Below are 11855 nucleotides of genomic sequence, written 5' to 3' on the forward strand. Positions count from 1 at the left end.
CATTTATTGCTTGAAAGCGTTATAAATCTTAAAATACTTTAAAAAAACGGTAATTAAACAATATGAGCGATTTATTAAGTCAACTTAAAGCGGTTACTACCGTGGTAGTAGATAGTGGAGATTTGGGTGCGATAGAGCAATTCCGGCCCGTTGATGCCACCACTAACCCGTCACTCTTGCTAAACGCGAGTCAGCTCGATTTTGCTAAACCCATGCTGTCAGCTGCTATCCGTTATGCTAAAACTCATGCCGATGACAACGCTGCCATACTTGAATTGGCCTGCGACAAATTTGCCGTGGATGTCGGCACCGCCATTAGTAAGCTGGTTCCTGGCCGGGTATCGACAGAGGTGGACGCACGTTTATCGTTTGATACCGAGGCTACGGTGGCCAAGGCGCTACAACTGGTAGAATTGTATCAGCAAAATGGCGTCAGCTCCGATCGTATTCTGATTAAAGTCGCCTCAACCTGGGAAGGTATTCAGGCCGCCCGTCAGCTGGAGCAGCAAGGTATTCAGTGTAACCTTACTTTACTATTCCACATGGCACAGGCCCGGGCCTGTGCTGAGGCAGGTGCGTATCTTATTTCACCGTTTGTCGGCCGCATTCTCGATTGGTACAAAGCGAATACCAAACAAGACTATACCGCCGATACCGATCCTGGTGTGCTGTCGGTGCGTGATATTTATCATTTTTACAAAGAACATGGCTACCCAACGGTGGTGATGGGCGCCAGCTTCCGCAATACCGGTGAAGTACTGGCATTAGCAGGTTGTGATCGCTTAACCATTAGTCCGGGGTTGCTGGATGAACTAAGTAAACAAACAGGCAGCCTGGATATAAAATTGCGCGATAGCGGCGCTAACACGCCCAAGCCAGCCGCTCTTACTGAAAGTGAGTTTCGCTGGCAGTTAAACGAAGATGCGATGGCAACAGAAAAGCTGGCTGAAGGTATTCGCAAGTTCGCCGTCGACCAACGTAAGCTGGAACAGCTAATTGCCAGCCAGGTATAAACCCGGTCAGGGTCAATAAAGAATGGATGCAGCACAGGAGCAGCTTATGTCGGACAGTATAACCCAAGAGCCCGGTAAGATTAATAAGCTAAGTCAGCTTGCCAGGCTGACAAAAGGTGGCCATTTACGCGACGCGTTTAAAACCGATCCGAAGCGGGCAGCACGCTACACCACCAGTGCCTGTGGTATTACTCTGGATTATGCCAAAAATCTGATTGATGAAACCAGTTGGCAAGCGCTGCAGCAACTGGCAACCGACAGCAGTATTAGTAAGCTGCGTCAGCAAATGCAGCACGGTGACGATATTAATAATACCGAGCAGCGAGCGGTATGGCATTGCCGTTTGCGTCAGCAAGATGTAACGGCATTAACCCTGAATGGCGAAGATATTGGCCAGCAAATTACCGAATGCCGCGCCAGAATGGCCGCGCTGGTCGATACGCTGCACCAGCAACAGTATCTTGGTTATCAGGGTAATCCGATTACCGATCTTATCTGGGTCGGCATTGGAGGCTCGCTACTGGGTCCGCAAATGGCAGTTGAAGCGCTAACCCCCTATCACTGCAGCCCGGTGAATTTGCATTTTGCCGGCAATATTGATGGCGCCGTGGTAAGCGATATTCTGGCGGGGCTAAATCCTGCTACCACTTTGGTGGTGGTGGCATCGAAATCATTCGGCACAGAAGAAACCAAGCAAAACGCCCTGGCTATCCGCCAGTGGTTTACCGAGCATGGTGCTGACAAAAAGGCCATCGCCCATCACTTCTGGGCCGCCTCATCAAATATTACTGCTGCCGCTGAATTTGGTATCGAACAGAAAAATATTCTGCCAATGTGGGACTGGGTCGGTGGCCGTTACTCCCTCTGGTCAGCGATCGGTCTGCCGGTTGCGCTGATGATTGGCAATCAGCAGTTTAAGCAGCTGCTGGCCGGCGCCGAAGCAATGGATAAGCATTTTTTTAATAGCCCGTTTGAGCAGAATATGCCGGTTATTATGGCATTACTGGGTGTCTGGTACATTAACGGCCATGACTGCCAGGCTCAGGCGCTGTTGCCATACAGCCATTATTTACGCTTGTTGCCTTCTTATGTGCAGCAGCTGGATATGGAAAGTAATGGTAAAGGCGTGGATCGCCATGGCAAAGCACTGCCTTATGCCAGCGCACCGGTGATCTGGGGCGATGCCGGCACCAATGGCCAGCATGCCTATCATCAGTTGCTACACCAGAGTGCCCTGGCAGTACCGGCCGATTTTATTCTGCCGTTAAAGGTTAAGCACCCGCTTTCTGACCAGCATAGCCGGCTGGCTGCCCATTGTTTTGCCCAAACGCAGGCCTTAATGCAGGGTAAAACGCTGGAAGAGGCGATGAGCGAGTGTCTGGCGCAGGGCATGAGCGAGCAGGAAGCCAGCGCACTGGCGCCGCATAAAGTATCGCCAGGTAATAAACCCAGCAATACCTTATTACTGCCGGAGTTGTCGCCTTACTATTTAGGGGCATTAATCGCCTTATATGAACATAAGGTATTTTGCCAGGGTGCGATTTGGCAACTTAATAGCTTCGATCAGTGGGGTGTTGAGCTGGGTAAGCAGTTATCCGGCCCAATTTATCAGGCGCTTATCGGCAATACCAGTGACAACTTCGACAGCTCTACTGCGTCGTTAATTAAGCAGTTTATGGCCGCTCAGAACTAACTGAATTTTCAATGTAGTCTGGAATGATTCTCTACCGTTACCCAATTTCAATGGCGCTTTTAAGCGCCATTTTTTATGGCGGAAAACGACTGTTAAAAGCGACTTTTACAGACGACGCTTGGCCAATCACCGCTAGCTGGACTAACCTTTATTGGTAATTTTTTAATGTTGACTGCTTTGCGAACGGTCTTGGTTGTAATACATCCGACTTCTGGCGCGAGCGGGCAACCTGAACGGGAGGATTGTTTATCAGCACGCAACCGTCAGCTACAAAAAATCAGCATCATTTAAAGGCTAACGTCACTGATTTGCATGGCGCAAATGAGCATGAGGCACAAAAACCGCTGGTGTTAATTACCGGCGCCAACGGCAACATTGGTTCGGCGCTGGCACAGTGCCTGCGCCAGGATTATCAGGTAGTTGGATTGGATCAGGATAAAGCTGACGATATTGTCGTTGCTGACTTAACCTCGGCGGATTCATTAACGCTCGCCTTTAACGACATTCGCCAACGTTATGGCAATAACATTGCGGCGGTAATCCATCTGGCGGCTTACTTTGATTTTACCGGTGAAAAGTCACCACTGTATGATGAAGTCAATGTGAAAGGGACTGACAAACTGCTGAGTGCGCTGGCAGATTTTGACGTGGAACGGTTTATTTACTCCGGTACTATGCTGGTACATAAACCGGTTTCACCCGGCGAAGTGATCAGCGAAAAATCGCCAATAGCGCCGAAGTGGGCTTATCCAGAATCAAAAGCAGCTACTGAACAGGTTATTCGACAGCATCGTAACGGTATTCCCTGCACCTTTTTACATCTGGCCGGTATTTATAACGAAAGCAATGCAGTCCCCACTTTAAGCCACCAAATGGCCAGGATCTACGAGCGGGACTTAAAGTCGCACCTCTATGCAGGGGATCTGGACGCGGGCCAGTCCTTTATTCATCAGGACGATATGACAGCGTTATTTAAACGCTGTGTTGAGCGGCGCAATGACCTGCCAGACGACTGCACTATTCTGGCCGGTGAGCCGGACACCTTAAGCTATAGCGAACTGCAGGATAAGCTGGGTAAGTTAATTCATGGCGAACAGCACTGGCGCACCATTAGTTTACCGCAACCTATTGCCAAAGCAGGTGCCTGGCTGCAGCTTAAAGCAGAACCCGTGGTGCCCGATGCCATTGACCATGGCGAGCCGCCGTTTATCCGCCCCTTTCTGATTGAGCTTGCTTCTGATCATTATGCGCTGGACATCAGTCAGGCCGACCATTTATTAGATTGGCAACCAAAACACTGCATTGCCGACATGTTACCCAACATGGTGAAGCAGCTGAAAAAAGATCCGATCAGCTGGTATCAGGATAATGGTATCCGGCCACCTGATTGGCTAAAGGAGGCAAACGAGCTTACCAATAACCCCGAAAAACTGCGAAAACGTCATGAAAACTGGTATCGACAGGAATACCAGCGCAACATCTGGGGCCCCCTGTTCAACATGGCCCTGGGCTGCTGGTTAATCGCCTCTATTCCTCGTCTGGTTTATCAAAACCAGGCCATGCTGGTCAGCGACATGTTATCTGGCGCCGCAATTATCGTGCTGGCATTTTTATCGCTGTCCTGGCGCTTACCCGCAGCACGCTGGGCCACTGCGGCCGTTGGCTGCTGGCTGCTCGTTGCGCCCTTGCTATTCTGGACGCCCGAACCTGCCATTTACCTGAACAGTACCATCATTGGTTGTCTGGTGATCGCCTTCTCTGTGCTATTACGCCCGGCACCCGGAGTATCACCACTGGCCGCGATGACCGGGCCGGATATTCCCCCGGGTTGGTCTTATTCGCCCTCTACCTGGTTTCAAAGACTGCCTATTATTATTCTGGCGTTTATTGGTTTTTTTATTTCTGCTTACATGGCGGCATACCAATTAGGCCATATTGATGCCATCTGGGAGCCCTTTTTTAACGGTGCCATTGCCGCTGATGGCAAAAATGGCACGGCGGAAATTATTACCTCGTCGGTATCTGAAGCCTGGCCTGTGCCAGACGCTGGCGCCGGGGCACTGGTGTACCTGCTTGAAATTCTGGTTGGGGTTGCCGGTTCCCGTGCTCGCTGGCGGACCATGCCCTGGCTGGTTATCCTGTTTGGTATTCTGATTGTACCAATGGGGGTGATCTCCATTACCTTTATCATTATCCAGCCGATTATCCTTAGCACCTGGTGCACCCTGTGCCTGTTTGCAGCAACCGCCATGCTATTACAAATTCCGTTTTCACTGGATGAATTAATTGCCACCTGTCAGTTTCTTAAACGGCGCAAACAGCAGGGTCAGTCGGTACTGCGGGTATTTTTCACCGGTGATACCGATGAGGATGATGGCCGCCGCCAGCAAGATAGCTTTGAACAATCGCCATTGCAGATCATAAAAGCGGCTTTTAGTGGCGGCGTACGCCTGTGCCCGTGGTTAGTGGTCTGCATCCTGGTTGGCGCCCTGCTTATGTTCAGTCGTCTGTTGCTGGGGGTAGATGGCACCATGGCTAATGCCCATCACTTACTCGGCGCATTGGTGATCACCATCTCGGTTATCGCGTGGGCTGAAAGCGGACGGGCTCTGCGCTTTATTAATCTGTTGCTGGCGCTGGCACTACTTATTTGCGCTATTGTCATCAGCTCCAGTACGCTGGTCATGCTCGCCACCCTGCTAGCCGCCGCCGTGATAATGGTAGCGAGTATTCCCAAAGGCCCGGTTAGCAGTGAGTATGGTAAATGGTCAAAACTGGTGGTATGAAAAATAGTCACGGCTGACTGACGCTGTCAGCCCTTTTTTGAACTCATTAGCGTTATGTTCGTCCTAAAGCAAAGGACTTACAAATTGGCCTTGCAGCAGTAACATGCATTGTCACAACCCGGTATTTTTTCGACCGACGGAGGACACTGAAATGGTTGAACAATTAACCAAAAATACGGTTACTGAATTAGCGAAAATCAACGAGCCTGTGTGTATTTCATTATATATGCCGACACACCCGGCCTTCCCGCAACGAAATGAAAACCCTGTTGTATTTAAAAATCTGTTGCGTGATTTGCGCCAGCAGTTGATTTCAGAACATCCTGATGCTGACCACGATACCTTGCTTGAGCCTTTTGAGCAGCTACAAGAGGACGAGGAATTCTGGACTCATCAACAAAACGGGTTGGCGGTGATTGGCGGTGCCGACTTTTTTAAAGTGCTCAGGTTACCGCAGGCAGTTTCAACCCGGACGTTCATCTGTAGTCACCCCTATCTGACACCACTGATCAGGATCACCCAGGCCGCAGACAATTATCAGGTGCTTTGTCTCACCCGCGATACGATCAACTTGTTTGAAGGTAATCGCGACAGTCTGACTGAAATAAGCCTGCACCCGGATGTACCTAAAACTAAAGAAGAGGCGCTTGGCAGCGAGCTGACGCCGGGCGATCAGACCGGCTTTCAACAGGGTTTTGGAGCCGCGGGTCAGCGCGGTGATCCTTATGCTCATGAGTCGGGTGGCAACGACAAACAAGCTGAAATTGACATTGACCGCGAGCGTTACTTCCGGGCGGTTGATAAAGCCGTCCTTGAACATCATTCGCGTCCGTCTTCACTGCCACTTATCCTTGCCGCGCTACCCGAAAATCAGGCATTCTTTCGTGAGGTCACTCATAACCCTTTCCTGCAAGAGCAGGGGGTGAACCCGGATTTAAGTAATCTGGATACTGACAAGCTGCAACAGGCATGCTGGCAGCTGATGTCGAGTCATTTTAACGAGCAAATTGAAGAGATGGTGCAGCAATTTAAGGAATCAGAACATCAGGGGCTTGCCTCAGACAAGCTGGCAGACATTGAACAAGCCGCTGAGACCGGCCGGGTGGCAACCTTACTGGTCGAAGCTGACCGGCTTAATGTAGCCAAAATAGATAAATACGACGCCAGCAATGAGCACCCGGATATGCTGGAAGAACTGGTGCTAACCGTTATTCAACACGGCGGCGATATTATGGTAATGCCGCCACAACGCCTGTCCACTAAAACAGGTGCAGCGGCCGTTTATCGGTTTTGACCAGCCAAGGTCGTGTTAGCTGAGAACGTGTGGCGGTATCTTCTATAAATCAGCGAAGTTGGTGAAACAGAAGATACCGCTGCCACTTTACTTCAATACCGCTATTTTTATTTAAACAGCACCATTGATCCCCCCTGTTAAGTCCCTTAGACTTCTGAACATCTATTTGCCAGCGCTACGCTGGCAGCTTGCCGGAGGTAACGCCTTGCAACCTTTACCCAAACTTAATTTACGCGACAAGGTCAGTGCACAAGAGTGGCAGCTGCGGCTGGATTTAGCCGCCTGCTACCGGCTGGTTGAGCATCATCGCTGGGGCGATTTAATTTATACCCACTTATCGGCGCGACTGCCGGGTACTGAACATTATCTGGTGAATGCCTTTGGCCTGACCTTTGACGAAGTCACCGCCTCTAACCTGGTGAAAGTCGATTTAGACGGCAATATTCTGGACGATACACCATTTAAGATTAACCCGGCTGGCTTTACCATTCACAGCGCTATTCATGAAGTGCGCTCCGATGCGCATTGCGTTATTCACCTGCATACCAAAGAAACCATAGCGGTGGCGACCCAGCAGCAAGGCTTGCTGCCGCTCAGTCAGTACGCCATGTTCTCGTTAGGCTCCCTGGCTTATCATCAGTACGAAGGCTTAGCGGTGAACCAGGATGAAAAAGCCCGCTTGCAGGCCGATTTAGGCCAGCATAACCATATGCTACTGGTCAATCATGGTGGCCTGACAGTAGGCCCAACAGTGGGCGATGCCTTTATGCGCTTTTACGATTTACAACGCGCCTGTGAAATTCAGCTGGCGCTGCAGGCCAGTGGCCAGCCGGTAATACCGGTACCCCAACCGATAGTCGATAATATTAGTCAGCAAGCCAAAGTGGTGCACAGCGGCAGCACTGGTGGCCAGTTAGCCTGGCCGGCAATGCTGCGTAAAGCCTACCGGCTTGACCCCGGTTTTGCTCAGTAACCGTTGCAAACCTAACAGGAGTTACGATGAAAGTTACCCGCGTAGAAGTCTTTGATATTTTTTGCCCGGATCGCCCGGCCTGGACCCCGGTATTTGTGCGTATTCATACCGATGAAGGCATTAGCGGTGTCGGTGAAGCCGGCCTGGCGTACGATTTAGGCCACAGTGCAGCGGCAGCGATGATAAAAGAAATGGCCGAAGCCTTTTTAATTGGCCATGACCCGTTTCAAACCGAAAAGCTCTGGTCGCGCATGCTGCGCGAAAGCTTCTGGGGCCTGGGCGGCGGCCCGGTTATCTACTCAGCCATGAGCGCCATTGATACCGCGTTGTGGGATATTAAAGGTAAAGCACTTAATTTACCGGTATATCAGCTGCTGGGCGGTAAGGTAAACGACAAGCTGCGTACTTACGCCTCACAACTGCAGTTTGACTGGGGCCCGGAATTCAAAGCGCTGGTGCACCCCGAGCAGTACGCTGAAGCGGCGTTAAAAGCCATGGCTGAAGGCTATGACGCGGTAAAAGTTGACCCTATTCAGTACGACAAAAACGGCAACACTTACTACGACCGTACTAATATTATCTCCCGTACTGAAATGAAACTGTACCGGGCCAGAATGCAGGCTATCCGCGATGCCGTGGGTGACGAAGTCGACATTATTTTTGAATGCCACAGCCTGCCAGGTGCAACCTCGGCGATTCAGATTGGTGAAATTGCCAAAGAATTCGACTGTATGTTTTTTGAAGAGCCGGTGAATTACCTGAACCACTCTTTACATGCCAAGGTAGCGGATAAAGTGGCGGTGCCTATTGCCGGTGGCGAGCGGCTTTATAACCGCTGGGGTGTGCGGCCTTATCTGGAAGATCAGAGCATTGACGTACTGCAGCCGGATATCGGCCTGTGTGGCGGCTTTACCGAAACCAAAAAAGTGTGTGATTACGCCGATATTTTTGATGTGCGTATTCAGGCCCATGTCTGCGGCGGCCCGGTAGCCACTGCTGCCGCGCTGCATCTGGAAACCGCGATACCCAACTTTTTAATCCATGAGCACCATACTTATGCCATTAAAAAGTGGAACCGCGAACTCTGTATTCAGGATCCGCAGCCGGTAAATGGCTTTTTTCAGGTTTCAGAAGCCCCCGGTATTGGTATTGAGCTGAATGACGAGATAGTAATGCGCTCACAGCGGGTTGAGATCAAAGGGTAAAATCAAGAGTGATGAAACAGCCAGCAATGGCTGTTTCATCACCTGAAAAAGAGTTAGCCGGATAGTGGCAAAAAACTAAACCGGCTCTTAAAGTTTGAAAATAATATCTAAGCATCCATATACTTAACAACCTCTTTATTCTTGAAGAGGTAAAATATGAGAACAAACAAGATTACAAGCACCATACAAGCCATCGCCACCAGCCCTTCCAAGCCATACTTATATTCTGCAATTAGAGTAGGCAAACAACTCAGTAAGAATGCTGTTAAAAAACATAGCCGAGAGAAACTAGCTTTTAAAAGAAGCATAACTGAGGATATCATAGCGAAAATAGAACTCAGCAAGTAAAAAACTACAAGCCCCCCTTCATAATCTGAAGTAGATGAAATCAAACTCACCAGTGCAAAAAGAGGAGCAATAAACCCAACGCTAATAATTAGCAATAACAAATTTGGTGCGCTTTTAATCCGTTGCAAAATACTCATATTATCAAAACCAACCTATTGCTTCGAAAGTTGCTTGAGCACTAACTTTAAAACCCAATGAACGACTGGGATTGGTCAGGCCATTTGTAAAACTCGGCTCATTTGAAAAACTATCATTCTAAGGGTCAGTCCTTGCATCCTTAGGGTCAGGCCTTGAATTTTGCCACTAACTTGCTAATGCATCCTTAGGGTCAGGCCTTGAATTTTGCCACTAACTTGCTAACATCCTTAGTGCATCCTTAGGGTCAGGCCTTGAATTTTGCCACTAACTTGCTAATGCATCCTTAGGGTCAGGCCTTGAATTTTGCCACTAACTTGCTAACAGCATCCTTAGGGTCAGGCCTTGAATTTTGCCACTAACTTGCTAACAGTGGATACATGGACCTTAAAATATTTTGCCAACTGCGTCATGCTAAATGCCCCGGACAGATGTGCAGCAAGTATTGCGTCATTGCGATTCGTATATTGTTGTTGATAGTTTTCCAGCGGCAAAGCGCTTGGTCGGCGCTGAGCCTGAGGAATATCAGTAGTCGCTTCAATACCGGGTAATTTCGCTAGCTGTTTTTTGGTAAAAGCTTCATCGCCAAGAAATACCTGATTGGTTAATTTTCCCCAGATACAGGTCTCGTCAGCCTGCTGGCAAAAGGTATCAAATGCTGCGGTAGCGTTAGCACTATCGCTGCTAAAGTGAGCCAGAACATCATTAACAACCAACCACTCAGGCGCGGGGTCTTTACCTATTGTGGCCTGATAGCTGCTCCAGTCATAATCAGCAAGCTGTTCAACCATTTCGGCACGTAATGGGTTTTGCAGCACATATCGCACCAGCGCTTTGTAATACACATCGGTATCCACCAAAATACTTTTAAACCTGCCCTGAAAAATATGTCCACAGCGTTGATAACGTCGATTCACATGCTGGGTATAAACACCGTTTAGTTGCTGCATGCCTGCCGACAGGTTTCCTTCAGGTGTTTCCACCAACAGGTGATAATGATTGGTCATCAGGCAGTAGGCGTGAATACGCCAGTTATGGCGCTGGCAGACCTTTCCCAGAATATCCAGAAACTGCTGATAGTCGACTTGCTCAAAGTAAATATTATGCCGACTGTTGCCTCTGGAGGTAACGTGATAAAAAGCGCCATCAAACTCCAGGCGAAGCGGTCTGGCCATCGTTGCATCCTGCAATTAACTTGTCGATTAGATGAAAATAGTTGAACCGCGTCTAAAGTCAAAATTCAAGGCCTGACCCCAGAGGTGCTTCAAGGCCTGACCCCAGAGGTGTTCTCACAACGGGTGGAGATTAAATAGCGGTATATTGCGGTTTAATCCCGGTTAAACCCATACCACACTCTGGCTGCGCCAGCACTTAATTGCTGCCAGCCAGTGCTGCTTAATCCAAGATTGGTCAGCAACTGATAATAGCGCAGCCATAGCTGCTGGTAACTGCCCTGCCATTGATTAATGGGGTCACATCAAAATTAGTCCTGTTTTAAGAAAGACTGTTTTATTTTTATCTGACCCCAAATTTCAGTTCGTCTAATTTATCGAAACAATACTATTTACCAATTTTCATTCCAATTAGCTTTGTAAACGGAATCATAACAAAAATAGTGAACAAAACCATGAATACGAGCAATAGTAGTTTCTCAAGCCAGTAAGCATGAACAGGATAAAATTCTAATAATAATAGTCTCAGCTCCCGGAATGTATAACTCAGCAATACTGCGATTAATAATATAATTAGATACTTACAAGTAACCTTGATTTTTATTGAGAGCAAGTGCATTGCCTATCCTTTTTCCACTTATCAATCGCCCACCCAGAAGCTTGATTTGCCAAACCGCCAGCAGTACCAGCCAACCCTCCTCTAACAAAAACGCCCACCTGAGCCTACCCAGATCACAACGCAGCCCGCCATACTTACCGCTTTGCTTTGGTTGGTAATCACCTCTGGCTTATGCAGTTGCGTCGTAATACGCAAGTCGCAACCCCATGGTACTCCCTCTCAAATACAGACTTTATTCTTTCTTTTGGTATTTATTTTCAAATTCCAACCACACCAGCATCGATATAAAAAACCCGACAGCAATTGTTATCGGAAGTCGCACTAAATAATCTGAAAACCAGGTAGTAAACTTCATATTCTCTATTACAAAACCCGTATCCTGCCAATATTGGAATGTAAAAATGATAATGCCACCAACCAAGCCTAACCAAACAATGCCTTTATAGAAAACGTAGTGCCAAAAGCCTTTTAATCGCTGACGATGCCACTTCTCAGTGCTCATGGAGAAATAATGCCTTTTGGAATTCAATCGACACCTCCAGCAGGTAGGTTGGTAGGTTTGCGCCCCCAAGGGGCCAGTTCATAGTTGCTCCAACCTCAACCCAAACATCCATATG

At 48.6% G+C, this 11855-nt stretch carries 9 protein-coding genes; 6 read left to right on the plus strand and 3 right to left on the minus strand.

The window, feature by feature from the left end:
• Positions 1 to 62: 62 nt before the first annotated feature.
• From tal to B2X65_RS13340, 6 genes are all read left to right on the plus strand, one after another.
• Positions 63 to 1013 (plus strand): transaldolase, encoded by a 951-nt coding sequence (tal, locus tag B2X65_RS13315; protein WP_290613302.1) that lies wholly within the window; start codon positions 63 to 65, stop codon positions 1011 to 1013.
• Between the two features lie 46 nt (positions 1014 to 1059).
• The gene (gene pgi / locus B2X65_RS13320) at positions 1060 to 2706 is read left to right on the plus strand and encodes a glucose-6-phosphate isomerase (protein ID WP_290613303.1); all 1647 of its coding nucleotides are present in this window, start codon (positions 1060 to 1062) and stop codon (positions 2704 to 2706) included.
• 242 nt (positions 2707 to 2948) lie between these two features.
• Positions 2949 to 5492, plus strand: a complete 2544-nt coding sequence (locus tag B2X65_RS13325) for an NAD-dependent epimerase/dehydratase family protein (protein WP_290613304.1) — start codon at positions 2949 to 2951, stop codon at positions 5490 to 5492.
• Positions 5493 to 5643: 151 nt separating this feature from the next.
• The gene (locus B2X65_RS13330) at positions 5644 to 6786 is read left to right on the plus strand and encodes a hypothetical protein (RefSeq protein WP_290613305.1); all 1143 of its coding nucleotides are present in this window, start codon (positions 5644 to 5646) and stop codon (positions 6784 to 6786) included.
• Between the two features lie 205 nt (positions 6787 to 6991).
• Positions 6992 to 7759 carry a class II aldolase/adducin family protein gene (locus B2X65_RS13335; protein WP_290613306.1) on the plus strand — a complete coding sequence of 256 codons (768 nt, stop codon included), beginning with the start codon at positions 6992 to 6994 and terminating at the stop codon, positions 7757 to 7759.
• 26 nt (positions 7760 to 7785) lie between these two features.
• Entirely contained in the window at positions 7786 to 8964 is a 1179-nt protein-coding gene (locus B2X65_RS13340) for a mandelate racemase/muconate lactonizing enzyme family protein (RefSeq protein ID WP_290613307.1), read from the plus strand.
• Positions 8965 to 9071: 107 nt separating this feature from the next.
• On the opposite strand, the gene B2X65_RS13345 is transcribed toward B2X65_RS13340, so the two are convergent.
• The 3 genes from B2X65_RS13345 to B2X65_RS13355 all read right to left on the minus strand — a co-directional run bounded on the left by B2X65_RS13345 (position 9072) and on the right by B2X65_RS13355 (position 11740).
• Positions 9072 to 9449 (minus strand): hypothetical protein, encoded by a 378-nt coding sequence (locus B2X65_RS13345; protein ID WP_290613308.1) that lies wholly within the window; start codon positions 9447 to 9449, stop codon positions 9072 to 9074.
• A 336-nt stretch (positions 9450 to 9785) separates the two neighbouring features.
• The gene (locus B2X65_RS13350) at positions 9786 to 10622 is read right to left on the minus strand and encodes an REP-associated tyrosine transposase (RefSeq protein WP_290613309.1); all 837 of its coding nucleotides are present in this window, start codon (positions 10620 to 10622) and stop codon (positions 9786 to 9788) included.
• Positions 10623 to 11470: 848 nt separating this feature from the next.
• Positions 11471 to 11740, minus strand: a complete 270-nt coding sequence (locus B2X65_RS13355; protein ID WP_290613310.1) for a hypothetical protein — start codon at positions 11738 to 11740, stop codon at positions 11471 to 11473.
• Between the last annotated feature and the right edge of the window lie 115 nt (positions 11741 to 11855).

Origin of the sequence: Arsukibacterium sp. UBA3155 (assembly GCA_002364615.1) — a bacterium.
Taxonomy (GTDB): Bacteria; Pseudomonadota; Gammaproteobacteria; order Enterobacterales; family Alteromonadaceae; genus Alishewanella.